Annotated in this window: 15 protein-coding genes; 7 read left to right on the top strand and 8 right to left on the bottom strand. The window is 55.2% G+C overall.

Features of this window, described 5'->3' with window-relative positions:
- Nucleotides 1–6 precede the first annotated feature (6 nt).
- From ACTIDN_RS03155 to ACTIDN_RS03140, 4 genes are all read right to left on the bottom strand, one after another.
- Nucleotides 7–3831 carry a beta strand repeat-containing protein gene (locus tag ACTIDN_RS03155; RefSeq protein WP_441375948.1) on the bottom strand — a complete coding sequence of 1275 codons (3825 nt, stop codon included), beginning with the start codon at nt 3829–3831 and terminating at the stop codon, nt 7–9.
- Nucleotides 3828–7457, bottom strand: a complete 3630-nt coding sequence (locus tag ACTIDN_RS03150) for a two-partner secretion domain-containing protein (RefSeq protein WP_441375941.1) — start codon at nt 7455–7457, stop codon at nt 3828–3830. The genes ACTIDN_RS03155 and ACTIDN_RS03150 overlap by 4 nt, the downstream gene beginning before the upstream one ends.
- A gap of 88 nt (nt 7458–7545) precedes the next feature.
- Nucleotides 7546–9150 (bottom strand): ShlB/FhaC/HecB family hemolysin secretion/activation protein, encoded by a 1605-nt coding sequence (locus tag ACTIDN_RS03145; RefSeq protein ID WP_441375940.1) that lies wholly within the window; start codon nt 9148–9150, stop codon nt 7546–7548.
- A 59-nt stretch (nt 9151–9209) separates the two neighbouring features.
- Nucleotides 9210–9845 carry an invasion associated locus B family protein gene (locus ACTIDN_RS03140; protein ID WP_441375939.1) on the bottom strand — a complete coding sequence of 212 codons (636 nt, stop codon included), beginning with the start codon at nt 9843–9845 and terminating at the stop codon, nt 9210–9212.
- A 544-nt stretch (nt 9846–10389) separates the two neighbouring features.
- On the opposite strand from ACTIDN_RS03140, the gene ACTIDN_RS03135 reads away from it, so the two are divergent.
- Nucleotides 10390–13890 (top strand): DEAD/DEAH box helicase, encoded by a 3501-nt coding sequence (locus ACTIDN_RS03135; protein WP_441375938.1) that lies wholly within the window; start codon nt 10390–10392, stop codon nt 13888–13890.
- Nucleotides 13891–13925: 35 nt separating this feature from the next.
- Here ACTIDN_RS03135 and ACTIDN_RS03130 read toward each other — a convergent pair whose 3' ends face one another.
- Nucleotides 13926–14402 carry a hypothetical protein gene (locus ACTIDN_RS03130; RefSeq protein WP_441375937.1) on the bottom strand — a complete coding sequence of 159 codons (477 nt, stop codon included), beginning with the start codon at nt 14400–14402 and terminating at the stop codon, nt 13926–13928.
- A 264-nt stretch (nt 14403–14666) separates the two neighbouring features.
- Between ACTIDN_RS03130 and hrpB the strand changes: the two genes are divergently transcribed.
- Nucleotides 14667–17243 carry an ATP-dependent helicase HrpB gene (hrpB, locus tag ACTIDN_RS03125; protein ID WP_441375936.1) on the top strand — a complete coding sequence of 859 codons (2577 nt, stop codon included), beginning with the start codon at nt 14667–14669 and terminating at the stop codon, nt 17241–17243.
- Nucleotides 17244–17363: 120 nt separating this feature from the next.
- Entirely contained in the window at nt 17364–18467 is a 1104-nt protein-coding gene (locus tag ACTIDN_RS03120) for a S1C family serine protease (RefSeq protein WP_441375935.1), read from the top strand.
- Nucleotides 18468–18482: 15 nt separating this feature from the next.
- Here ACTIDN_RS03120 and ACTIDN_RS03115 read toward each other — a convergent pair whose 3' ends face one another.
- Nucleotides 18483–19340, bottom strand: coding sequence for an aldo/keto reductase (locus ACTIDN_RS03115; protein WP_441375934.1), 858 nt, complete (start codon nt 19338–19340; stop codon nt 18483–18485).
- Between the two features lie 170 nt (nt 19341–19510).
- On the opposite strand from ACTIDN_RS03115, the gene ACTIDN_RS03110 reads away from it, so the two are divergent.
- A complete protein-coding gene (locus ACTIDN_RS03110; RefSeq protein WP_441375933.1) occupies nt 19511–19957 on the top strand; it encodes a DNA polymerase III subunit chi in 447 nt (148 codons plus the stop codon).
- 22 nt (nt 19958–19979) lie between these two features.
- Here ACTIDN_RS03110 and ACTIDN_RS03105 read toward each other — a convergent pair whose 3' ends face one another.
- Both ACTIDN_RS03105 and ACTIDN_RS03100 read right to left on the bottom strand, forming a co-directional pair.
- Nucleotides 19980–21632 carry a M20/M25/M40 family metallo-hydrolase gene (locus tag ACTIDN_RS03105; RefSeq protein WP_441375947.1) on the bottom strand — a complete coding sequence of 551 codons (1653 nt, stop codon included), beginning with the start codon at nt 21630–21632 and terminating at the stop codon, nt 19980–19982.
- A 254-nt stretch (nt 21633–21886) separates the two neighbouring features.
- Entirely contained in the window at nt 21887–23353 is a 1467-nt protein-coding gene (locus ACTIDN_RS03100) for a leucyl aminopeptidase (RefSeq protein WP_441375932.1), read from the bottom strand.
- A gap of 176 nt (nt 23354–23529) precedes the next feature.
- Between ACTIDN_RS03100 and ACTIDN_RS03095 the strand changes: the two genes are divergently transcribed.
- The 3 genes from ACTIDN_RS03095 to ACTIDN_RS03085 are packed head-to-tail and all read left to right on the top strand — an operon-like array spanning nt 23530 to nt 25856.
- Nucleotides 23530–24300 carry a 3'(2'),5'-bisphosphate nucleotidase CysQ family protein gene (locus ACTIDN_RS03095; RefSeq protein ID WP_441375931.1) on the top strand — a complete coding sequence of 257 codons (771 nt, stop codon included), beginning with the start codon at nt 23530–23532 and terminating at the stop codon, nt 24298–24300.
- Nucleotides 24301–24339: 39 nt separating this feature from the next.
- A complete protein-coding gene (locus ACTIDN_RS03090; protein ID WP_441375930.1) occupies nt 24340–25332 on the top strand; it encodes an L-threonylcarbamoyladenylate synthase in 993 nt (330 codons plus the stop codon).
- Nucleotides 25329–25856 carry a hypothetical protein gene (locus ACTIDN_RS03085; RefSeq protein WP_415507974.1) on the top strand — a complete coding sequence of 176 codons (528 nt, stop codon included), beginning with the start codon at nt 25329–25331 and terminating at the stop codon, nt 25854–25856. The genes ACTIDN_RS03090 and ACTIDN_RS03085 overlap by 4 nt, the downstream gene beginning before the upstream one ends.
- The last annotated feature ends 42 nt before the right edge of the window (nt 25857–25898 follow it).

The following is a 25898-nucleotide window of genomic DNA, read 5'->3' as shown; positions in this document are numbered from 1 at the left end:
CATCGTCTACACCTCCAATATTAAGGTGTTGCGACGACCGGTTGAATCCGCCCTGGCAGCACCCGTCGCCGTGATGGTTCCCACAGATGCAAGCTGCTGCGTGCTGCCCCCGCCCACCAGATAGGTGGTCAGCGTGTCACTGTTGAGAATCGACCCGTCCTGCGCCGTCAGCGACACCGTGCCGCCAGACAACGATCCGGTGTTCGTGAGGTCGCCAGACGTCGTCGTCAGGCTCAGGCTGTCCTGAGCGGTAATCGACCCACTGTTCGTGATCGTCCCGCCGGTAATGGAGACATTCTTTGCAGAAATGCTCGCACCCGTCAGCGCCTCATGGCCGGGGGTAAGATAGAGTTTGGGAACAAGAACGGCTATCCCGTTAACCTCTTCGTTCACATACCACACGATGTCGGACGTCAGAGCAGACTGCTGCGCCGCACTCAGCCCCTGCCCCAGCGTCAGGCCAAGCTGACTGCTCTCATTGGCCGCATTGCCCAGCAGTGCCTCCATCTGGCTGGACGCTGTATTATAAGTCCCCCCCAGATAGGTCTGCCCCGTGGCAGACACAATCTGCTGCTGCACGTATTGCTGCTCAAACGTGGAATCGCCCAGAAACGTATAGTCCTGCGGCTGGTCTCCCAGACGGTCCAGAAGATATTCGGACCCGTGGAACGCGGTCAGACTTGTATAAGCCGGGTTCGTCTCGATCAGGACATGCGCATCTGGCGCGGGATTGGGCACATACAACGCTGTACCGGCAGGCACAGAAGCAATGACCTGCGATGCCGTCGGGTCGGTCGTACCGCTAAAGCCCGGCAGTGTCAGAGACTGCGCGGCCATGGCCCCGCTCTCATGCCCCTGCGGGCTGACAATCCCCCCGTAGGACGGCAGGCTGGCCGTGGCACTGCTTGCCGCTCTGGCACTTTCGGTTGCTGTACTGCCACTGGTACCGTACAGGCCACTCCCCGACACAGAGGCTGCCCCGCCCGTCGCGGCCCCTGCAGCGACCGAAACATCCGCAAACTGTCCGCTGACACCGGGAAGAACCGAGGAGCCCACGGCTGAAGGTGTAATCGTGTTCCCGCCAGCCGTCACACCCCCCGGAACGGACCCGGTGTAGGCAATGGCGTCCGCAATCTGTACAGCCGTTGCATGAGAGACGCTGTTGGTGTTGTTAACGGCACCGCTGAAGGTGGCCGTCAGGGTATTCCCGGTAACCAGCGTGCCCGCCTGAACCTGATACTCAGAACTCCCCCAGATATGAGACGGCCAGGGCCAGCCACCTCTTTTACCAACGTCCCATCCCATGTCAGGCCACGGGTTGGGCTGAGCCTCACTTGCGGGTGGCGTGAAATACCGGCAGGAATTGCCGTTGTAACAGGAGAACGTATAGGTCACATCCGTGGAATAACCGGTATTGTCCAGCGTCGTGCCAGACAGGGTCATGTTACGGCCTGCAGCGATATGGCTACCCGTGTTGGCCAGAGCCCCGGTCAAATCAACAGTCAGATCCTGACCTGCGGCAAGCAGAGCGGGGGCCCCATTCACGGTCATCTGGGTGCCGGTCCCTGTGACAACCACCCTGGAGGACTCACCCCCTCCATAAAGAGCCGCCAGAAAAGACCCGGAGGCAGGCTGACCATCAGCCGTCAGCAAGTCGGCCGGTGCGAAGACTTCTACGACCTTCTGGCCATAATAATATTGCGCCGCATCAGACAGCAGGTTGGACGGTTTTGGTAGCGGCCCTGTCAAACCCTGGCTGTAGGTCTGCGTGTAGTAAACGACAGAAATGGGGTTTCCGTTCGCATCCTTGCCTTCTGTGACGCCCCCAAGAATATCGTTGGTCAGGGAGGCGGCATGAATGGTGACATCTCCGCTGGCACTCCCTGCCATGATTTCACCGGAATGGTTGCTCACAGCCCCGGCATACGTGCCACTGCGACCACCAATGAAAATGTTGCCCGCATCCGCAAGAAGAGCTCCCTGCGTGTTGGACAGATCACCATCCAGCGCAAGCGTCAGTCCGAATGCGCCATCCAGCAACCCTGTATTCGTAATATTCCCGGTGGTCTGTACCGTCAGGTTGCCAGACGTGGCCATCAGAGCGCCTGCATTGGTCACGCTGGCAGCCGTTACCGTGGCGTTCCGCTGGGCAATGACGCCACTCCCAGTGCCAATGCTGTAAGCACCGCCCAGAGAGAGAGTCACGTCACGTCCGGCGGAAAACAGGAACGGGTCTGTTATCCCGTTTGAGGACGCAAAGGTCAGATCCTGCCCGGCGCTCAATGATGTCGCCCCTGTCAGACTTCCTGTCCGCAGCGTCAGATCCTGACCCGCCCCAAGCTGCCCGTTCTGATCGGCAACACTCTGCAGCATCCCGTCCTTTGCATCACCCTGCAGTATCAGGTTGCCAGTCTGCGCAAGAATTTTCCCGTTGGTATTTGTCAGGGTAGCGGCATACAGCGTCAGATCGTTGGCCGCCTGAATGACGCCGGACTTGTTATCGACACCGCTGGCCCCGGCTCCTGCCGCATTTGCGGCAAGAGTGACATTGCCGGAATCAGACAGAATTTTTCCGCTCTGGTTGCTCAGGGAGCCCGTCAGAATGGACAGTGTCGAACCGGATTCAATCTGCCCGTTATCATTGGCCACTGTCTGTGCAGAAAGAGCCAGTGCTCCATTCTGGGAAACTAGTTTTCCGCCGTTGCTGTTATCAATCTGATCCGCCGAAACACTCAGCAGCTGCCCCTTGGCACCTTTCTCTCCGATCTGACCATTGGCATTCGCAACAGTGGAAGCTGTGATGCTGCCACCGTCCAGCCCGTAAATCAGACCAGTATTCTTCAGAACGTCCTTCACCTTGAACGTCAGACTGCCGCCTGTCTGGAATTGGTGGCTATTTATAATCGATCCTACGTCAACAGTCAGGGCATTATCCCCAAACGCCGTTATTTCTCCGGCATTCGTCAGCGTCCCCTGCACTGTGAGCGTCTGCGCGCCATTGGAAAAAATCCGGCCTGTGGCCACATTTTCCAACACTGCTGTGGTTACACTCAGCGTCTGTCCTGCTCCGGCACTTTGAAGTGTGCCTGCATTATTCAGACCGTCTGAGCCGTTGAGAGTAAGAGAAAGCTTCCCCGCCTCACTGCCGACAACACCTGTCTGATCATTTTCCAGAGTAGCGGCCTGAAGGATCAGGTCTCCACCGGACGCTAGTGTGCCGCTATTCTGTACATCATGTGCGACCGTCATGGTCACCGATCCGGCGGCAGTCAGACTGCTCTGCGCATCTTCCGCTGTATAATGATCAGTCGTGAGCGTCAGGGCTCCGCTGGCCTTGATCGTACCTGCAGTGTTCATCACACCACTGCTGCCGGTGCCGTTGAGCGTCAGATCACCTCCAAAGGCCGCCAGTGACCCGCCGCTATTATCCAGTCCGCTGAATACCAGAGAAGCCGCCTTACCAGCCTCCATCTGGCCCCCGGCATTATTCACCATGCCCGGAGTGTTATCAGCAGAAGTCAGACTCAGGGTTCCGGCTTCCGACAGGATCGTGCCCTGCTGGTTATCAAGACCATCCGTCACCAGCGCAACGGCCTGCTTCGCCTGCAACGTGCCCGCTGTATTGGTAACCGAGCGGGCCGTAACAGTCAGTGCGTCCGCACTCGCCACCACCTTGCCATTGGTATTATCCAGATCCCTCCCGGCCGTCAGCTGGACCGTACTACCGCCCGCCTGCCCCCCGGCATTGCTGAGACGCCCACCGCTCTGTGCCGTCAGGTCAGCTCCGGCAAAGACCGTTCCGGTATTGGCAAAATCCTGCTGCGTTGTCAGATGGACAGCCTGAGCGCCCCCCAGAAAGCCGCTGTTCTCAAGCGTCTGCGGGTAACAGTGGCAGCACCTTTCTGCGCGACAAGAGACCCTGATGAGGCCAGATCCCCCGAAAGCGTCAGTCCAAGATCGCCCCGGGCGCTCACAACCCCAGTATTGTCGAGAGATGTCGCGTTAATGGTCAGGGTCTGACCAGACGTTCCTGCAGCCTGAAGACTGCCTGCATTATGAATGACCCCTGCCGTGATGGAGACATTGCTACCTGTACTGGCAATGACGGCCACGTCATCCGGGTTCGTCGCGCCATGCGTCGTCAAAGAACCGGCTGAAAGAGACAGCGGGCCGCCAGCGATCATATGCCCGGCATTGTCCACGGCATCACTGAATGTCGCTGTCAGAGCCTGCCCGGCATGCAGAACAGACGCCACATCACTGGCATAGGACGCAGCCGTGACACGCATATCCTGCGCGGACTGAATCATGCCTGCGCTGTTCTTCAGCACCCCATTGACTGCCAGAACAACGGGACCTGTCTGGGCGACGAGGGTGCCATGCGTATTATCCAGAACATCGCTTTGCAGAGCGAGAGCTGTTTGCGCCTGCATGATGCCCGCGTTGGTCATGCTTGCCACGGCAGACCCAGACAAGCCTGCAACACTCAGATCTCCCGCCTGGGAAACCATCTGGCCAGTCGAGCCATTCACCAGTGTGTCGGCGAAAACTGCCAGCCCTGTATTGCCCTGCAAGACGGCGGAATTGGCAAGGGTTCCGGCATAGACCTGCGCAGCCCCTTGGGAGGCGACAATCGCGCCCGATGCACTGTTATCAAGCGACGTGGCCAGAATGCTCAGTGAGCCGGATCCACTCCCGATCCCCCCTGTTGTGCCACTCGCGGCACCTGCAACCGCAGCATTCCGGATTGCTCCCCCAGCAACAAGGGCAACGGAGTCTGCCCCGTACAGCAGGCCGGTATTATCAAGATCGCCATTCAGGCCAATCGAGACCGACCCGACGGCTGCCAGCGTCGCGCTGTTGTTCAGAGACCCTGCGCTGAGTGTCAGATCACCACCCAGTGCGCTGAGCTTGCCGCTATTGGTCACCGCATCAGCCGCCGCCACAGTCACGGAGCCACTCCCCAGAACTGACCCGGTATTCTCCAGACTACCCGAACTGCTCAGGGACAACTGACTGCCAGACGCCAGTGTTTCAATCATACCGGCGTTAGTCAGGGAGCCATTCCCCTTGATTGTCAGCTGGCCATCGCCTGTCCTGGCAGCCAGAATGCCACTGCTTTCATTACGGAAGCCGCCAACTGTCAGGTTGAAACCCTTATCACCTGATAACGTGCCACCATTATCCAGCACCCCAGACATCACCAGCGTCAGCACACCCGTGCTGACAAGTGCGCTACTGGCGTCGCTCTCATAAGAATTCGTATTGAGGCTCAGGCTGTCAGCCGCCCCTAATGCGCCGCCCTGATTCAGCACACTTTCTATAGGGGCATTCCCCTGAGACAGGGACAGGGAGCCCCCCAAAGAAACGACTGAACCCCCATTCCGGTTATCCAGCGTCTTTGCTGAAAGGCTGACATCACCCTGGCCCTGAATGGCCCCATCGCGATTATCCACACTCTGTGCGACAAGGCTGACCCCGCCAGACTGGGAAATCATCCGGCCCCCGGCCCCATTGAACAGGTCAGAAGCCGAAAGCCGTAAAAGTCCGGTACCCGAGCCAATCTGCCCGCCAGTATTCGTCAGGGCATCCGCCGCACTCAGAGCCGCTGTGGTCGCACCATACAGCGTGCCACTGTTTGCAAGAGCGCCTGAACTCTGAACCGCCAGAGAACCAGAATACGCGGCCAGAATACCGCTATTCTGCAACGTGGACGTGCTGACCTGCAACGTGTCTCCAGAGACTGTCAGACTGCCACTGTTGGTCAGACTGCCCTGAGCCTGAACAGACCCATTGCCCATGGCTGTGAGTGTGCCGCTATTGCTAAGAGTCGTGGTGTCGAGTGTCAGGTCACCGGCTTTAACCGTACCTATGTTGCCAATATTGTTGACCCCGCTCCCTTGAGCAGTGATCGCCAAAGGCCCTGCCGCTGCAGTTAAATTGCCAGACTGACCGTTCGACAGCCCGCTAGCCGCCGTCACCGTTAAAGATGTCCCCGCAGCAACTGCCCCGTTGTTCTCCACCGCTCCGGTCGAAATCAGGGACAAGGCACTGTCTGATTTCAGACTGGCCCCGGCATCGCCCGCATACGACCCCGTCGACACAGCAAGATCACCGCCAGATGCAACCAGGCCACCGGCATGGTTGGCAAATGCGCCCGTTGTCAGGGCGAGCTTGCCCGAAGAGGTTGAAATCTGCCCGGCATTGCTTACTGACTGCCCGGCCTGCACCGTCATGGAGCCAGTCGACGCCAGAGTGCTGTTCGTCGCCATTGTCAGGGATGCTGCGGTCAGAGCAAGTCCACCCTGATCGGCACCGATTTTTCCGCTGTTACTGGCAGAACCGGCAAGCGTGAATGTAGCACCACTCCGGCCCGCGGCTGTCATGCTCCCTGTATTGGCCAGAGAAGAGCCGTTAACCCTCAGCCCCTGCCCTGCAGAAACCGCACCCGTATTCTGGATGTCTGCTGTCGAGGCAAGACGTGTATCTGCGCCGGATTGAAGTGTGCCTGCATTGTCAACACCGGCAGCCTGCACAGCCATGGAACCCGAAGCCGACATGATGCCGTTCAACACAAGCCGCCCATCTGCCGTCAGCGTCATGTCTCCGGCATTACTGGCCATGGTGCCATTCACACGCACGCCAGCCCCGGCTTCTGTCACCAGCATGGAAATCTGGCCAGCATACATACCGCCCAGCGCTGAACTGTCGATAGCAAATTCCGGTGTTTTCGAGCCATCGGACTTCAGGGCATGCACAGTTCCGGTTTCATAATCAAACCGGCTGCGACCGACCACCAGACGGGCTGTCTGGGCATTGACCCTAGCATTAAGGGTGACACGACGGCTCAGAATATCCAGAACCGGAACTGCCGTGAAATCCCCGCCCTTGCCTTCAAACGCAATAAGACCGTCGCTGACAGTCAGGGCAGACAGCTTGCCGCTGGCATCAATTTCCGGATGACCCGTCGACAGGCTCAACCGATCCGTATTGATAAAACCGCAACCGTTACAGGTGATACCATTTGGGTTGGCAATAATAACATTTGCCTTTTGCCCGGCCACTTCCGTATAGCCCAGCATTTGGCTGGCTTGCTGACCGGTGACTTCGTTCAGAATGACATTGGCGGCTTTACCGTGCAGGTTGGCGTTCCCGTACACATAGCCACCAAGCTTCGTCTGCGTCGCCTGGGTTGCGTTATTAAGGATCAGACCTTTCTGCTCCACGCCATATTGCGTGAACATATTATGGGACAGGCCTACCCCGTTGGGCGTTGCAATATTGAGCTGCTGCACCCCATTCGCCGTCCGGTCCAGACTAGGAGCGGGGGCCGCAGGATTTGTCCGGTTGTCAATGACAATAGATGGCGCAGCCTGCTGGGCATTTGCAAGAGTGGGTGCCAGCGCAAGAGAGAACGACGTCCCTGTTGCCACAACCCGTCGGAAAAATCGGTTCATGGACAGCCACGCCATCAGAACCGCACTCCTGCCTGAAAGGCCGCGATCCATCCCTCGTGCGGCAGAGGTCCACGCGCAATTGCATGCGTTATGTTGGCATTCCAGAAGAACGATAACCCGCGCGGGTCATCCCGCCATCAAGAATGCCATAGAGTTCAGCCCCTTCGACAAACAGGCGACAGAACCCGGCATACGCACCGCACCCATGGTTCATGCCAGGATGCGCAAACTGCCAGGACACATCATTACGAATGTAAATCCCGTCATTCCCCAAAAGCATCTGACGCAAAAAACCACGAACAGTATAAGGACCACCCAACTGCAACTGATCTGTCGTGAACTGATTGCGTGTGCTGTATTCGCCATGCACGGATGTATGCCACAACAAACCCAGAGGCAGCGGCTTGTAACCGTCAATATCGAGTGTAGGCTTGACGTATTGCGTATGCGGATCAGCTTCCCCCGGATTATCATAGGCAGAATGCGTACCGACTGCGCCAACACCGAACCGCATACCCAGCGTCATATACCATACACCGCCCCAGGCCTTGAGAGATTCACTGGCCTGCGCCACGACATAAGCCTGCCGTGCGCTCTGAGTTTGTAAGCGCACACGGTCCAGCGTCGAGTTGAACGACTTCAGTTCATAAAACGCCTGCAGGGTCGTCACACCAATGCGGTTACGTGCGACAACACGGGACACACCAAACCGAAAATCCTTGCGCCGACCGCCAAGTCTGTAATCTTCACCCAGCGTCTGCAGATGATACACATCATCTGACATCCACCAGCCACCAAAAACAGTCCATTTTCCAAAAGGGATGGACCCGTTGGCTGAAATATACTGCGTCCCCCGCCGTCCGGCATCGCCGACAAGAGAATGATCATATTCAACTGACCACATATCCAGAAGTCCCAGCACATCCTGCGCAGTCAGCATCGCATGCCCGGCTTCATGGCCGGTTTCATACTGACCGTTGTTATCGGCCCAGATCTGACCATGAATGTAACCCGGCGCAGGCTGCCGGATTCTGACAGCAGATGTTCCAGGGACTCCTCCTGGCACAATCTGCATTTTTGCCGACCAGTTCGGCAACCGGTTCATCTGATCCAGCCCCTGCTCCAGATCACGCAGGTTCAGGATATGATCGCGTAACCCGGGAAAAGCCACCGCTTCATGAAAACGGGGAGATATTCCCTCAAACTGAAAGCCCGAGAGCATGCCTTCCACGACAACAATGCGCAGGTGACCATCCTGCAAGGACTGCTCTGGCAAATACGCACGCGACGTCACATGCCCCTGGGCCATATAGGCGCCATTGATATCATCAAGGGCATGATTGAAGTCAGACACACCCAGACAGCGCCCCGTATAGCGGGCGGACAGCATGGCACGCGTTGCGGCCGACAAATGGGACGCACCCTCAATCGTGAGGGATTTGACAGCGACACAGCCCTTTGTCGTGGAAGACTGACGCGGTGTATTCAGAAACTCCGTATCGCTATTGGGAGGCGGCAGCATGTCCAGTTGCTGCTGTCGTTGCTGATACCGCTGAAACTGGTCCTGGGACGACCCTGGGCCAGCCGGAAGACCAATGGCTGGCACGCCGGCATCCGGTGCCGCCTGAGCAACACACGGCGCAACAAAGGACAGCGCACCGAGAACGGAGCGCAGGGTCTTCTTGGAAATCATGATCAGAACCAGAACGTCAGAAAGAAATCAGAAGTAAAAAAGCGGAAAGCTCAAACGCTTTACTGAACAGATCCAGCCTGAGAATGCGCGATCCAGCCTTCTGTGGTTTTGAGAGCCACATCCACACCGGTGAGCGCAAAATTGATTGTCAGAACACCACCAGCCAGTTTGCTGGCTTCAATATGGCCAGTCTGACCATGACGCAGAGCCTCAACCTGGTCCGCTGTCAGATCCAGCGTCGACAAACATCCCGACGACACACAGCTCTGCCAGGCGAGCGTAAACGGCGCCGACTTCCCAATAGCAAAACGGGCCTCATGCTGAAGGGAAAGTCCCAGAGGGGTCATCACCGTCAAACGCCAGGGGCGCGCTGAAAGTGGGGCTTTGACTGGGTCTTCGGTCGCACGGGCCAGAATGACCCCACCCAGTGGCACAGTCTGCTTCTGGGCGTCCTGCATCATCAGACGCTGCTCTACGATACAAACAGTGGGGGCCGTATTCGGGGCGGAAGAGGGGAAAATACACCGGTAACTCCACTCACCGGCAGAGCCCGACAAAGTCGTCGGAGAAGCAATCGGTGCAGACGCTACAGATTTGGCAGGAGCAGAAGCGCTAACAGCAGCCAGAACCGGACCACCTGAGACAACAGAAAGGCATGCAAAAAAAACCAAACCACAAACCAATAGACGCCGCACAGTTACCACTCCATTAAAATCATTTAATGGAGACTTATGCCAGAACTAACATCATTAAAAGATTGATCTGATGAATCTCAAAAATATTACATTATTCCTGTCGCAAAAAAGCATCAATATTGCGAAATCAAAATGATTAGTCAAAATTATCCATGCTGTTATATTATTCTTAATTCTAATATTGTTGGGTTTTTTATCATTTTATTATTCCAGAAGTTGCATAGTTTTCACTCTTTGCAACACCCGATAGTCATCGCCAGGACAATACCCACTCACAAGAAGCCCGACCAGAAGACTCCCCCAGCGGATTTTCCCACTGCCCCTCGTGACAGTCTTACTGCCTTCCGCAAAAAAAACGAGACCGTCCACCATAACCTGCCTGGCCGTCCTGTCTTCAGAGCGCAGCCACTTAAATACTTTGTAAAAGTCCGCCAAACTCCGGGTAATGACAATAAGTCGTGATCCTTAAAATAGCATAGAATGTTGCTCCTCAGACATTCCCTTTCTAAAAAGGCATGACGTTTCCATATTGTGAGTGATTTTTATGAATGGGATTTCAGATAAAGCCATGCATCCAGAGATCCTAAACATTCTGGACTTCTGGCATAAATGTGAATTTTTTCTTCCATATGACCTGCAACGTAATGTGCTTGATGTCAAACAGGAGGAGAAATGGTCTCTTAAAAGCCTTTCCCTTCCTGATCTGTCCAAGGACAACACCTCTCTGTGGAATTTTACGCCCCCCATTGATAAGGAAATTGTTGGGTTCGACCTCTATATCGGTATTTTCGATACAGCCGAGATTACTACCCGCGTTGAAAAAATTCTTGGCGCATCACAAGGACTTGAAGCGACAGAGGAAGATGAACTCAGAAAACTTGAAGGTCCGACCTGTATGGCTCGGATTGCTGTCAACGCAAATGGAGAGCCTGCTTTCGGTTCGCTATCCATATCGACCGTTTCCTGGGCGCTTGGAAGTTGCCGAGAAAATCTGAGTCTGGAGCATCTGAACATCGACAGCTTTGAGAACGACGTAAGACAGTTAAAGCTGGATCTGCTGGAATTCAACTACGGTATCCCGTCAGCCAATAGCCGTGATCAACCCAATGCTCTCACGGGCCCTGACCTGCGCAGACTTCTTGAGCTTTTTGTTGCCTGGTCAAAAGAATGGCCAGGTCCGGTCCATCAGGCTTTTTCCAAAGGGCCGGCCCTTGTTATCAAGGCAAAAGCTGCCAAACCACGCAAGCAGGCACAGAGTGAAAACAAGGCTAGATGTTCCCCAACTGATCTTGCAGAAAATGATGAGGCTGACGAAGATGAAGGCGGTCAATCGCAACGATCTGATGCCGATATTGATATTCTGAACAGCTTTTACGCAAGAGATATTGCGCGGGTCATCCAGTCGATCAGACTAGGCTCAAAGGCCGGTCTGATCAGTTCCTACCTCAGGGAACCAGATTTACAAAAACGGATGGATCTCTATACCGCAGCTGGATTGCAGGAAATCATGGAAGGACTTGATCCTTCCAGACTCCCTTCTGCACACTGGCCATCTGACCCCAAGCATGCCATGAGCCTGATGCAGCAATTTGCGCTTAATACATTACTTGGTAACCTGAAGGATGGGGACATTTTTTCCATCAATGGCCCCCCAGGAACAGGCAAAACAACCCTACTGCGGGATATTTTCGCTGAACTGATGACCAGACGAGCGAGAGCTTTGTCTCGGCTTCCACGGGCCAAAGATGCGTTTCAGAACAGTATAAATATTGAGTTTGATAATGGGCCGATAATACGGTCTTTCAATACACTGAAAGATGATCTGACCGGATACGAAATGGTTGTCGTTTCCTCCAATAACGCAGCTGTTGAAAACCTTTCTAAAGATCTTCCCAAAGCGTCTGCTCTCGGAAAGCACTGGAGAGAAAACAATACAGACACACCTGTCAGTTATCTCCAGCCTGTCGCCTATAATATTGCATCACGACGTTCTGACGGAAAATATGACAATCTGGAACCTGATGATAGGCCTTGGGGCCTGTTTGCCGCAGCTCTTGGTCGATCGCAGAACAGGCGTCATTTTCAGTCCGGACTTGGGTATGATGGCACACCCTCTGGCAAGTCACAGAATAGTCAGTTTCCACCGAATTATGATCCTGACCTCCAGCAGTCCATCTGGAACTGGCGCAATAAACATAAAAGCATATCATTTGAGACAGCAAAACAGGCCTTTATCGCAGCGGATATGGCTGTTAATAAACATATCTCCGCTCTCGAAGACTATAAAAAACTGTTAGCCTCTGGAGCTACTCTTTCTGAAAAAGACTTCTGCGCTTCTTTCCAGAGTGCTTTGGATACCGCCGTTGAAACACACAAACAGGCCAGTGGAGAAGTCAGTTCCCTAAAAAACAGCCTCAATCAGACCGAAGCCCAGCTTGCTCTTCTTGTGCAAAGGGAAGAGTTAACTCAAGCGACCTCGCCTCGTGGCTTCTTTAAAAAGCTCTTTAAAAGTGAACAGAAGAAAAAATGTGATGAGACGCTCTCAGAAATCCGCACACTCAAAGAAAAAGAACTAAAAAAAATCTATGACTTCAGAAACAATCTGGAAAATGCAAACACAACACTCGCAAGAGCTGAAATTTCGATAAAAACATCCAGAAACACTCTGGCTTCAGCACAAGAAACATGGAAAGAGAGACAAAATAAACTGCATGTGCTCCGCGAGCAGTTCCCTGCTGTTCGCATACCTTCTGACAAAAATGATCTTGATCAGGATAACTGGCAAACAGAAGGGCTGTGGTATGATACACATCTGAACAAACTTCGCTCCGAACTCTTTGCCGCAGCCATGACATTACATGAAGAATGGCTCTACGAAGTAACGCAGAAAAATGGAGGATTTGGCAGCAATCTGATGGCCATCTCCACCCTGCTTGCCGGAGGAAGACTGAACACCCCCCAAGAAGACGCTCTTCCGATTTGGCAAAGCCTGTTCATGGTTGTACCCGTGGTTTCCAGTACTTTTGCATCCGTTGCAAGCCAGTTCAGGGACCTTGGCGAAAGTTCTCTGGGATGGCTTTTTGTTGATGAAGCCGGGCAAGCCATCCCACAGGCGGCTGTTGGAGCTCTCTGGAGGACGAAACATGCCGTGGTCGTCGGTGATCCGATGCAGATTGAACCGGTATTTACCGTTCCGCCCCGGCTGGTAAGTCTACTTGCCAGCCAGAGTGGCCTCGTATCCTCTGAGCCTGATGCCTCCGTTTTTTCACCCTCCCACACGTCTGTTCAGGGACTTGCAGACCGTATCAACCCTACCGGCGCTTATATAGAGAATAATGGCACAGACCTGTGGGTCGGTTGCCCCCTGCGTGTTCACAGAAGATGCGCAGATCCGATGTTCTCCATCGCAAATACGATTGCCTACAATGACAAAATGGTTTTCCACGGGTACAGTAAACCTGAAAGTCGACTTCCGCCTTCCGATAGCTTCGACCTAGGGCAAAGCGCATGGATCACTCTTGCTGGCCTGGCCTCTGATCATCAGGTCGTGACCGGACAAATCAACTTCACCCTGCAGGCTGTTCGACAGATCTTGCATCTCACGGGTGATCTGCCTGATTTTTACATCATCTCACCTTTCCGTCGTATTAAGGCAGCTCTTATCGAGATCCTAAGCAATCTTGACAACTGGGAGATGGGAGACAGTTCCTACCTCTCTAAAACTGATTTGAAAAAATGGTGCCGAGAAAGAATTGGCACTGTTCATACTTTTCAAGGAAAAGAGGAAAGCACTGTTCTTATGGTGCTGGGATGTGATGGAGAAACAGTAGGCGCAGCTCAATGGGCAGCCAGTAAACCTAACTTGCTGAATGTTGCTTTAACCAGGGCCAAACACCGGTTTTTCATGATTGGAGATCCAGTTCTCTGGGGAGGACTACCTCATTTTTCTGTCGCAGACGACGACGCTCTCCCACGAATCTCACCTGCTGAATTTCTTCAGCGGATTGACCAAGCCTGTAAAAAACAAAAACGAAAATTAAACTAAACTGGTACTTATATCAGATTTATACTGCTCCAGCTTCAGACAGCCGGAGCAGTATTTTTATTTCTGCGCATACGATTTTCGACATAAACACTTTCGATATCTGCCTCGATATCCAATGCAACCAATCGTGAAGCAACACTGGGAACAGTTCGTCCGATTTCTGCCCCCGTCTGCTCAAGCGTACTCCCCCTAAACCACAAAGCGGCCAATTCCCTGTCATGATCTTCTGTCCAGCGGGCTCCCATATTAGCTGGTTTACCGGAGACACCCGAAGAACTACCAGTGACTACAGAAAATGCAGGCAAGTGAGACTTTGCATCTGCCTGAGGCGCTTGAGCCCGACCAAAAACATTCATCATTTCGAAAAGAATGGTCCATTCAGCCACAGTCATACCAAAAAGACGTGATCCCCCAGAATAGAGGGCCACCATCTCCCCTTCACGCCTTAACTCATACACTGTCCCTTCAATAGTCCACGAAAGGGTTTGAAATTGAGCTGTTTTAACCGGCATGTCTTTCGTCCCAATGTTTAGTGTAATTCGAAATTATTTCCTTGCGTCTTGAAGATAAACCCGGAACGCTGTCAACAGAAACACATGCACCATTTTTGCACCACATAGAGGAAGACTTCACATGACAAGCAGTGATCTAATGTGACACAAATAGCTTTGTTAATCATATAGTTGTGAAGATAAATTGCAGATGACCGCGGATACTTTTTGCCCTTTCTATGCGGAAACATTGCCGTTCACCCCCGCTGCGGCCATAACGGCACAATGCAACAGTCCGCACTTCCTCCTTCTGTTTCTACACTGGCAAACGGCCTTCCCGTGCAGGATGTCCTGCCTGCGCTCTATGCCGCTCTGGCGCATGACGCCACTGCCGAACGCCCGGCATCCGCTATTCTGGTAGCCCCTCCGGGTGCAGGGAAGACAACAACCGTCCCCCCTGTTCTGGCAGCCGCACCGTGGCGTGGGGACGCTGACCGCATCATTATGCTGGAACCCCGCAGGCTGGCTGCGCGCGCTGCTGCCCAACGCATTGCAGGGCTATTGGGGGAAGAAGCAGGCGGCTTTGTTGGCTACCGTACCCGGCTGGATGCCGCCATTTCCGACCGCACCCGTATTGAGGTTCTGACAGAAGGCCTTTTCTTGCGCCGCCTGTTAGGTGACCCCATGCTGGAAAACATTGCCTGCGTGATTATTGACGAAGTGCATGAACGCTCGCTTGAAGCTGACCTTGCGCTGGCCCTGTGCCTTGACCTGCAACGCACCCTGCGGCCTGACCTGCGGCTTGTTGCCATGTCTGCCACAGCGGAAACGGAGCGGCTGGCTGCATTGATGAATGCGCCGGTTTTAACCAGCGAAGGCCGCATGTACCCGCTGACAGTGCAGCACGCAAAGCGTGATATTCCGCACATTCGGGATCTTCCTGCGGTCACGGCCAGTGCTGTCAAAACAGCACTGGTTGAAACTACCGGTGATATTCTGGTTTTTCTTCCCGGCATCGGGGAAATACGGCGTGTCACAACACTACTTGAGGGCTGTACTGCAACCGTTCTGCCACTATATGGAGACCTACCACCCGCCGAGCAAGCGCGCGTGTTGCGCCCCGGCGCTGAAGGGGAGCGCCGCGTTATTCTGGCAACATCCATTGCCGAAACATCCCTGACTGTTCCGGGGGTGCGCGTTGTTATTGACGGTGGGTTTCGGCGAGCCCCACGGTTTGACACCGGGGCGGGCCTTTCCCGGCTGGAGACATTGCGTATTTCCAAGGCCGCAGCCCGGCAACGTGCGGGCCGTGCAGGACGAGAAGCCCCCGGCACTGCCATATGCCTCTGGACCCCGGCCACTGAACGCGGCCTCCCCAACCACGACCGGCCCGAAATTCTGGAAGCAGACCTTGCTGATTTTGTACTGGCCTCTGCACTCTGGGCGGATAGCGTTGGCACATCAGACACTCCCCTGCCCCTGCCAGATCAGCCCCCAACAAGCGCTATTCACGCTGCAAAAGACCTCCTGACCATGCTGGGTGCGCTGGACGATTCCGGCGCCATTACTGTCTTAGGGCGCAACATGGCCGCATTGGGCGCGCACCCGCGCCTGGCGGCCATGATGCTGGCCGCCAATACGGAAGAAGAAGCCGCGCTGGCGGCAGATCTTGCCGCCCTACTAGAAGAACGTGACCCTTTACGCCCGCGTGTGGCAGGACGAGCAGGCCCTCCGCCTGTCCCACCCTCTGATATTTCTTTGCGGTTGGACCTTATTGCCGGGGACCACCATCCAGATGCAGACCGGGGCGCACTGGCGCGTATCCGGCAGGCGGCAGGCCGCTACCGGGTAAGGCTGGGACTCAAAAGCCGCCACGAGGCTGGGGGAGATCCCGCAGCGTTACTGGCAGCAGGCTTCCCTGACCGGATAGCTCTCTCCCGCGGAGAAGCCGGTAGCTTTCGCCTCTCCAATGGCACCAATGCCCGCCTGCGGCGCGATGATCCACTCTCTGAACAAAAACTGCTGGTCGTTGCCGGGCTGCATTTGCGCACCTCTGCCGAAATTCGGCTGGCAGCACCTCTGGACCTTAACGCCCTGCCCACTGCCTTGCTGGACCGGACAAAAGAACAGGTTGAAACAACGCTGGACCCCACATCAGGCGCTATTCTGGCGCGCCGCCGCACCCGCATTGGATGCCTGATTTTACGTGACCGAACCGAAAAAGTAGAAGCAGCCAATGCTACCGCACTTCTGTTAACGCAAGCCAAAACCGCTCCAGCCTCTGTGCTGAACTGGTCAGACAGCACGCAACAACTCCAGGCGCGGGTTGAGTTTGCCCGTAGCCTTGAAGCCCTCCCTCAAAACGAAATAGACCCTTGGCCAGATTTTTCTACTCAGGCTCTGGCGTCCTCCGTAGATGAATGGCTGGCTCCTTGGATAGAAGGGCTAAGCTCCGTAACTGAACTCAAATCCCTTGATCTGACGGCGGTTTTGCGCGCGCATCTTGGGTATGCTCGCACACAGTGGCTGGACAAACACCTCCCCACCAGTCTGCCCTTCCCCGGCGGGACCGCAACGGTTGATTACACACAGCCGGTTCCAGTAGCCGCAGGACGTGCACAAATTTTTTACGGGACCAACACAACACCGGAACTGGCCGGAGGACGCATACCACTCCGCCTAGCGCTGCTCTCCCCGGCTGGAAGACCACAGGCCATTACGGCAGACCTTGGCAGTTTCTGGTCCGGCGGGTGGGCAGATATGCGCCGGGACATGCGGGGCCGTTACCCACGGCACGATTGGCCTGAGAATCCGGCACTTGCCCCTGCCAAACCCCGGCCGCCGCGTAAAGAAAAGGGATGACAGAGTGGGTCTACAGGCACTGGATTTGCTAAGCATGTTACAACATACATGTGTGCCCATTGCTTTCTGCCTTAAAAGAAGGGCAAAAGAGAACATGTCCAGAACCCTGACCACAGCAAAATGAAGCGCTTTCTGTGTAGCCTGCCTGTTCTTGCAAGCACCTGCCTGCCCGGCGCTCAGTCAGGCTGGGCGGCAACACGCACACCAACACTCCCCGCGTTTGCGCCCGCCACTCCTCTGGTTGCCCCTCCCGGCCCTACCTCTTTTGCGCCACTGGTTCGCAAGGTGGTGCCAGCGGTGGTCAATATTGCCGTCACGCGGGATTCTGACTCCGGCAAACACAAAAAACTACCTACCGCAGTAAAGGGCACCCCGCTGGAGCGGCGCTTGCGGGAGCGTATCCGCCGCCACGGCGACGAAATTCTGGGCGCAGGCTCTGGTTTTATTCTGGACCCGTCCGGCATTATCGTCACCAACGGCCATGTGGTGGACGATGCGGATAAAATTACCGTCTCCCTCATGGACGGAAAGGAGTTTACGGCAGAGTTAGTGGGTATTGATAAACTGACAGACATTGCCGTTATCAAAATTCAAAGCCCTTCTCCTCTCCCCTATCTGGAGTGGGGGGATAGCCGCCTTGTGCAGGTAGGGGACTGGATTGTTGCGGCGGGTAATCCCTTTGGGCTGGGGTCATCCATCACAGCAGGCATTGTATCTGCCCGTGGGCGGGATATTGGCACCGGCCCATTTGATGATTTTCTGCAACTGGACGCACCCATCAACCCCGGAAACTCCGGCGGCCCAACCTTTAATCTGGCTGGACAGGTGATTGCCCTTAATACAGCCATTGTCTCTCCCACGGGCGGGTCCGTTGGGCTCGGGTTTTCCATCCCGTCAGAACTGGTGATCCCGGTTGTGGAGGCCTTGCGCCATAATGGGCACATAGAACGTGGCTGGCTGGGTGCCACGTTGGAAGATATTATCACCCACAACGGCGCACGGGTGGCAGAGGTGGACCGCAACGGTCCTGCTGCCAAAGGGGGTATGAAGAAAGACGATATCATCATCGCCATGGGCGGAGAGCATATGGACTCAGCGCGCAGCACAATCCGCGCTGTTGCGGCGGCCCGGCCAAATACGGATATTCAGGTCACTGTCCAGCGCCAGAAAACCCCTATTGACCTGACCATTCATGTCGGCCACCGGCCCCGCTCAGAAGACTAAAAACACCTCGAAATTTCAGATCATTTCCAGAGATGTTTTTTTGGTCGGGGGTGGAAATGCTGCATCCAGCTCCCGCAGGTCCGCGTCTGTCAAAACAATCTCCTGCGCTGCAATATTCTGCTTCAGGTGCTCAAGGGAGCTTGCCTTGGGAATCGCCAGCATGTTTCGCTGCCTCAGCACCCACGCCAAAGCAATTTGTGCTGGTGTAGCTGGGCCTGTCGCTGTGTTGTGCCGTGCAGCCACCGCCTGTAGTGCTGGGCTATGCAGCAAGGCACCTCCCTGCCCTATGGGAGAATAAGCCATCGTGACGATATTGCGGAAGCGGTTTACGTCCAGCAGGTCATACTCCACCCCCCGATGCTCCAGACTGTAAAGAATCTGGTTTACGGCGCATTCACCGGGGTTTGTGCAAGCTTCAAGCTCCAGAACATCCTCCACATCAAAATTGGAGACGCCCCAGTTGCGGATAAGCCCTTCCTGTTTCAGTTTCCGGAAAGCGTCTACGGTTTCGGCCAGCGGGGTCGCGCCGCGCCAATGCAGCAAATATAAATCCAGATAATTCGTACCAAGCCGCCGTAAAGACTTGCGACAGGCGTCAGCCACACCAGCAGCGGATGCGTTGGATGGCAGGACCTTACTGACCAGAAAAACATCCTGCCGCATGATATAGGTTGCTTCCCCTACCAGACATTCGGACAGGCCATCTCCGTACATTTCCGCTGTATCAACAACCTTTAGCCCTGCTTCTATGCCGTAGCGCAGGCTTTCAATTTCCTGCTTCAGTTTGGGGCCGGGGGTCCCTCCCATATTCCATGTGCCCATTCCCAAAGCGGGCAGAGCCGTGCCATTGGCAAGAGTTACTGTCTGGGTCATGGCTATCAGGCCTTTCTCTCTATTTGGGCAGACAAATATGCGCCGCCGTAACGGTGGTGGTCCGCTGCACTGGTCTTTGTGTTCCCAGCGCAGGACGGGGTAAAGCGTTCCCCATCAGGTGGCACACATGCTAACAGGACATACGCAGTACGTTACCAACGGCAGGCAGCATGACACAGATTGGTTTTTATCACCTTACCCGCACCAGCGTGACAGACGCCCTGCCGCCTCTCTTGACCCGCACGATAGCCAGTGGCCAGAAAGCCGCCATCTGGTGCCAGACAAAGGCTGCGCTGGAAGACATTGATAAAACCTTGTGGAAAATCTCCAGCCCAACATGGTTACCCCACGGCAGTGCAGGCGTACTACGGCCAGACCTGCAACCCATTTGGCTCAGTCCGGACACTGATGCGCCCAATAACGCCAAATTCCTGTTCCTGCTTGAAAACAGGCAGTGTGAAGAGTGCAGTCAATTTGAGCGTATTTTTGATTTATTTGATGGGCATGATGAAAACGCAGTTGCTGCGGCCCGCACCCGTTGGACCACCATGAAGGCCGCCGGGCATGACCTGACCTACTGGCGTCAAGAAGCACAAGGATGGAAGCGGGCGCGTTAACAACCCGCGGCCACCCACACGCTTAGTCTGCGCGCTGGGCTTTGCTGCTTTCACGCACACCATAGAATTCTGATGTATGGTTCCATTCTGGCCAGTTTTTTGAAAAAGCCAGATTTTTACCCACTGTGTAAAGAAGAGCCACATCCTCGGCCGCACCGCGCACGTCCCAGTCAGCACTCCAACTGTCACACGCTTGGTGGTAGCAGGCCATATAGCCCACGAGCCATGCCTTGCCAGCTTCTACCCCGCCTTTACGTAGGTCCGGATAGCCCGCCATATCCATCATGGCGACAACAGGCACACCAACTCTGGCGAAGGGCAAATGATCTGCCCGGTAAAACGCCCCCCGTTCCGGCATGGCTTCAGGCTGCATAGTGCGGCCCTGTTTTTTTGCGGCGGCAGCAACATCATCCTGCACGGTATTCTGCCCAGCACCCACCATGAACCCATTGCGGGACGGACCTGCCATCTGCAAAACATCCATGGTGAAATTTGCTGCTGTTTTCTGTAAATTCACCAATGGGTGTGCTGCGTACCAGCCTGAACCCAGCAGGCCAGGTTCTTCCGCTGTCCATGCGGCAAATACAACAGTACGGTCTGGCTGAGGCCCTGCCTTAAAGGCCCGCGCAATTTCCAGAACCCCCGCAATACCAGACCCATCATCAATCGCACCCCGGCGAATAATGGTCTGGCCCTGCGCGTTTGTGCTCATGCCATAGGCATCCCAATGTGCACCAAACATCACGCTTTCATCCGGTCTTTTGGCACCGGTTATTTTACCAAGAACATTCTGGCTTGTGACCTGAACATGCTTGACCGGCACTTTAAGCGAAAAGCCCGCGTTATGAATGGTAATGGGTGAAAAACTGGTCTGCCGTGCTTTCACCCGTTCTTCTGCCAGATCAAGCCCGGCTGCTGTAAACAGTTTGTTTGCGGCATCCCCGGACAACCAACCTTGCATCAGGACGGGGCGATCTTTCTTCCCACGCACTATGTCAAAAGATTCTCCGCCGGGAGCAATGACCGTTTCCCAGCCATAAGAGGCACCGGGTTTGTCATGCACAATCAACGCACCTATGGCACCGCGCCGTGCCGCCTCCTCATATTTATAGGTCCAGCGACCGTAATACGTCATGGCGCGCCCATTAAAACGCTCATAGGCCGCATCGTCTTTCGTGGCCTCAAAGTCAGGGTCATTAATCAGAAAAATGGCGACCTTGCCTTTAAGATCAACGCCCTTGAAATCATCCCACCCCCGTTCTGGAGCGTGCACGCCATACCCCACAAACACCAGAGGAGCCTGTGCAATATCAATCAGTTTGACAGCCTGATTGGTGGAAAAATAGATATCTTTATTTTGTTCCAACGAAACTGTTTCAGCAGGAAAACTGACTTTGGCCACTGAAGGTTTACCAACCTGCGTGCGCAGGAGCGGGACTGTTTGCGTCCACCCGCCATTATCTCCCGCAGGTTCCAGACCAAGCTGCTGATAGGCTTGAATAAGCCATGCTACCGTGCGCTCTTCCCCCTGCGTACCGGGTGCCCGGCCTTCAAACGTATCAGACGCCAGAACACGCATAGTGTCTGACATATGCTGAGGGTCAATTGGCGCGTAGGACGCTGTATCAGAATGAGAGCTGGCATAGGCCGGAAGCGCCAATGCACCCGCACCCATCAAGACCCCAAGACAGGCCACACTTCCCACCATTTTTTGCCGCCATCCCTGAGAGGAAATGGGCCGGAGTGCAGAGGGAAGAGGATGATTGCTGCTCATGGGAACCTGCGCCTGTTTTTATTTCTTTGCCATCATAGCGCATTTCGTATGCGAACCAAAAGCAAGCTCCTGTCATCGTACCAAAACAGAAAGCGGGCACAAAAAAAGGCTCCCGAAGGAGCCTTTTCTCAGCCACTGAAACGTATTTTGTACAGTTAAGCCTTTTCGTGCCGGGTCTGCACAAACGCGTTGAGCAGCCGCACACCAAAGCCAGTGGCCCCTTGGGCTTGACCATGCTTGCCCTTAGCGAGCCAGGATGTGCCTGCAATATCCAGATGCGCCCAAGGTGTTTCCCCAACAAAACGCTTCAGGAACTGTGCTGCGGTAATAGACCCACCTGCACGGCCGCCACCAATATTCTTCATATCCGCAATGTCGGATTTAATCAGGGCGTCATAGGCTTTGCCCATTGGCATACGCCACAGCAGATCCCCTGTTGCCTCACCAGCCTGTGTCAGATCAGCGGCAAGAGCATCATTGTTGGAGAACAGACCGGCATATTCATGGCCAAGGCTGACCACAATGGCCCCAGTCAGGGTTGCGAGATCCACCATCAGTTTCGGCGCAAAACGCTCACGAGCGTACCAGAGAATATCCGCCAGAACCAAGCGGCCTTCAGCATCTGTGTTCAGGACTTCAATGGTCTGGCCGGACGCACTGCGCACAACGTCACCAGGGCGCTGGGCGTTGCCAGACACCATGTTTTCAACCAGCCCAACAATACCCACGGCATTGACCTGTGCCTTACGGCCTGCCAGTGCTGCCATCAGGCCGGTAACCGTTGCGGCCCCTGCCATGTCGCCTTTCATTTCTTCCATACCAGCAGCTGGCTTGATGGAAATACCACCACAGTCAAACGTCACACCCTTACCGATGAAGGCTATCGGTGCTTCGTCTTTTGCTCCACCATTCCAGCGCATGACAACGGTGCGAGGTTCGTTCTCGCTCCCCTGCGCCACACCCAGCAATGCGCCAAAACCCAGTTTTTCCATCGCTGTGCGGTCTAGCACCTCAACATCCAAACCGAGATTACGCAGAGTTGTAATGCGTTCGGCAAATTCAATGGGGGTCAGAACATTGGCGGGTTCTGTCACCAGATCACGCGTCAGGATAACACCGCGTGCAATGGCAGCCTGTGCGGACCATGCGGCTTCAGCCTGCGCCACGTCTGATGTCAGAACATCCAATTTAGCGAGAACGCGGTTTTTATCGTCCTCAGGTACGCTCTGGTAAAGCCCAAAATGATAAGCGCCGAGTGTAGCACCCAGCGCCACGTGCGCCGCATGCGGCAAGCCAGCCACAGCCACAGCAGCTTTCTCAGCCTTCAACAGTGCCGAAGCTGCCAGACTGCCAGCGTTCTCAGCTTCTTTTGCGCCAAACGCGTCTTTAGCGCCAACGCCAACCAGCACAACACGGTCCAACCCTGCACCCGGTGCCAGAATTGTCGTGACGCGCCCTTCCTTGCCTGAAAACCCATCTGCTTTGGCAGCACGGCTTATAGCGCCGCCTGTTGCGTCATCCAGCGTCTTGTAGAGAGATGAGTGGTCCTGCCCCTCGGCAACCAGAAGCGCCAGAGACCCGTTCTGTGGTAGGTTTTCTGGGGCAAAAGTAACATGTAGCATAAAAATCTGGCCTCCTCGGGTTTCCAAAATCTGTGCGCTTTATCGCATGGCTCGCGGCGCTCTACCATATGCTGTGGCAATATGGCGCTCATCTCCCTGACTGCAAGACGCTGACTTGGCCAGGCCTCACTATTTGGGGACATGACGGAACGCCGGATTTACCGTATGCTGCGCCCATGACCAGCCATACCGACGCAGATCTTCTGGCTCTGGCCGCCCGACTGGCGGAAGAAGCCGCTGAGATTATCCGCACCATTCGCGCCCGTGGGTTCAAGACCCTGACCAAAACCGATGCCTCACCGGTAACGGAAGCAGACCACGCGGCTGAAGCTCATATTCTCAAGGGCCTTCGTTCAGCTGTCCCCCATATTCCCGTCATTGCGGAAGAAGAAGTTGCGTCAGGGCTGCGAGGTACCGTGGTGCCTGAATACTGGCTGGTAGACCCGCTGGACGGTACGCGGGAATTTGCCGCCGGACGAGACGACTTTACGGTCAATATCGGCCTAATCCGTGAAGGGCGGGCGTATCTTGGCGCTATGGCATTGCCTGCGTATCACCAGCTTTATACGGGTGGCATTGGTCTGCCTGCGCAGCGCACAGACCGCAATGGCACCACGCCCATTCATGTGCGCCGCCCGCCACCGGAAGGCCTGAGTGTTCTGGCCTCACGCCATTATGCAGATGATCCGCGGCTGGCAGAGTATCTGGGGGAGCGGCGTATTGCATCCATTGGCAATATTGGCTCAGCCGTGAAGTTTGCCCGTGTTGCCGAAGGTGCCGTAGATTTCTACCCACGCCTCGGCCCTACTATGGAGTGGGATACCGCAGCCCCGCAAGCCATTGTAGAAGCCGCCGGAGGCCACCTGACCTTACTGGATGGCAGCCCGCTGCTTTACGGCAAGACAGACTGGAAAAACCCCCCATTTGTCTGCACTGGCGCACTCTGACACCCTGCCTCAGACTTTGAACTGAAGATACGCACTGCCATGACACTGCGCCTTGCCGTAACACCCTCCGGGCTTGAAGCTGCCGCACATATTCTGCGTGAAGGCGGTCTTGTGGCATTTGGGACAGAAACCGTTTACGGCTTGGGGGGAGATGCCTCTCAACCCAAAGCTGTAGCGCGTATTTTTGAAGCCAAAAATAGGCCGCGCTTCAACCCACTGATCAGCCACTTTGCAACAGCCTCAGCCGCATTTGAACAGGTTTCAGCCTCACCTTTGGCCCACAAACTAGCAGAGGCGTTCTGGCCAGGCCCCCTGACGCTGATTCTCCCCCGTTCACAAAACAGCACTGTGTCCGACCTTGCCGCAGATGGCTTAAATTCACTGGCTGTGCGTGTGCCGCGCGGAGACGCCGTGCAAACTCTTCTGGCACTGGTGGACCGGCCAATTGCAGCTCCTTCCGCCAACCGTTCCGGCAGAATTAGCCCATCTGATGCCAGCCATGTTCTGGAGGAGTTGGAGGGACGTATTGATGCCGTATTGGATACTGGCCCCTGTACAGTAGGCATTGAAAGCACCGTACTGGACCTGACGCAGCCAGAGAGACCTGTGCTGCTCCGCCATGGCGGCATCACGCCCGAAGCTTTGGAAGCGGTTTGCGGCCCGCTAAGTTATCCGGAAACAGCAAGTGACACTGCCCCCGTTTCACCGGGGCGTATGCTCTCACATTATGCCCCCACCCTACCGGTCAGGCTGGACGTCACGCGTCTGAATGCCACAGATGCCCTACTTGCCTTTGGACCTAACCCGCCCCATGGCGCAGGCTATGTTTTTAACCTGAGTGAAAAAGGCAGTCTGGAAGAAGCTGCTGCGCGGCTTTTTGCCGGGCTGCGCTTTCTGGACAAAAAAGGAGCAGAACTCGGGCTGAAAGCCATTGCTGTATCCCCCATTCCCGCACAAGGTCTGGGTCTTGCTTTACGGGACCGCCTGCATCGTGCTGCCGCGCCTCGACCTGCTGAAAGAGACGTGACATGAGCAGTTTTGACCCGAAAGAACTGAAGATTCTGTCTGATATTCTGGCACTGGTGCTGGAGGAGCAGTCAGGCCAATCAGCCAGTGCGCTGGAAGCCCTTAAAAACCGCGCCCAGAAAGACAAGATAACAGGTGGTGCGCTGAAAAACCTTTTTCAGGCCATTGCAGTAGACCCACCCAAACGGACCACTCGCTCTTCCTCCCGCCCCTCTCCTACGCCAGATGAATACCGCACCCAATTGCGGCAAATGGCGGAGAGTATTCAAAGGCTGGACACGGACCTGCGCGGCGCACGCACACAAAACGACAACCTCCGTTTGCAATTGCAAAGAGCCCTTCAGGGCCAGAAAGAACTCACCCAGCAATTTTCGGAAGAACTCTCCCTCACCCGTTACCCCAGCCTGCCTATGCTGATGATTGCTTTTGGCGCTGGTATTCTGAGCGGCATAGCCGGGACGGAGGTATTCCACCTCTTTACACACCATGTTGTTCATAGCGCGGCTGAAAATGCACGCTATCTTTATTAAACACGCCTCCTACTATTCTGTAGGTCTGCCCTGACACCACAA

The organism is Acetobacter sp., from assembly GCF_052102375.1.
GTDB lineage: Bacteria > Pseudomonadota > Alphaproteobacteria > Acetobacterales > Acetobacteraceae > Acetobacter.
The sequence above is the reverse complement of the archived record's forward strand: the minus strand, read 5'-3'. Positions and strand labels throughout refer to the sequence as shown.

Bases quoted from the DNA above. Each gene is read 5' to 3' on its own strand.
- ACTIDN_RS03090 (WP_441375930.1), top strand. From the start codon at position 24,340: ATGACACTGCGCCTTGCCGTAACACCCTCCGGGCTTGAAGCTGCCGCA.
- ACTIDN_RS03130 (WP_441375937.1), bottom strand. From the start codon at position 14,402: ATGCCGGTTAAAACAGCTCAATTTCAAACCCTTTCGTGGACTATTGAA.
- hrpB (WP_441375936.1), top strand. From the start codon at position 14,667: ATGCAACAGTCCGCACTTCCTCCTTCTGTTTCTACACTGGCAAACGGC.
- ACTIDN_RS03100 (WP_441375932.1), bottom strand. From the start codon at position 23,353: ATGCTACATGTTACTTTTGCCCCAGAAAACCTACCACAGAACGGGTCT.
- ACTIDN_RS03095 (WP_441375931.1), top strand. From the start codon at position 23,530: ATGACCAGCCATACCGACGCAGATCTTCTGGCTCTGGCCGCCCGACTG.
- ACTIDN_RS03135 (WP_441375938.1), top strand. From the start codon at position 10,390: ATGAATGGGATTTCAGATAAAGCCATGCATCCAGAGATCCTAAACATT.
- ACTIDN_RS03120 (WP_441375935.1), top strand. From the start codon at position 17,364: ATGAAGCGCTTTCTGTGTAGCCTGCCTGTTCTTGCAAGCACCTGCCTG.
- ACTIDN_RS03145 (WP_441375940.1), bottom strand. From the start codon at position 9,150: ATGATTTCCAAGAAGACCCTGCGCTCCGTTCTCGGTGCGCTGTCCTTT.
- ACTIDN_RS03105 (WP_441375947.1), bottom strand. From the start codon at position 21,632: ATGGGTGCGGGTGCATTGGCGCTTCCGGCCTATGCCAGCTCTCATTCT.
- ACTIDN_RS03110 (WP_441375933.1), top strand. From the start codon at position 19,511: ATGACACAGATTGGTTTTTATCACCTTACCCGCACCAGCGTGACAGAC.
- ACTIDN_RS03150 (WP_441375941.1), bottom strand. From the start codon at position 7,457: ATGAACCGATTTTTCCGACGGGTTGTGGCAACAGGGACGTCGTTCTCT.
- ACTIDN_RS03085 (WP_415507974.1), top strand. From the start codon at position 25,329: ATGAGCAGTTTTGACCCGAAAGAACTGAAGATTCTGTCTGATATTCTG.
- ACTIDN_RS03115 (WP_441375934.1), bottom strand. From the start codon at position 19,340: ATGACCCAGACAGTAACTCTTGCCAATGGCACGGCTCTGCCCGCTTTG.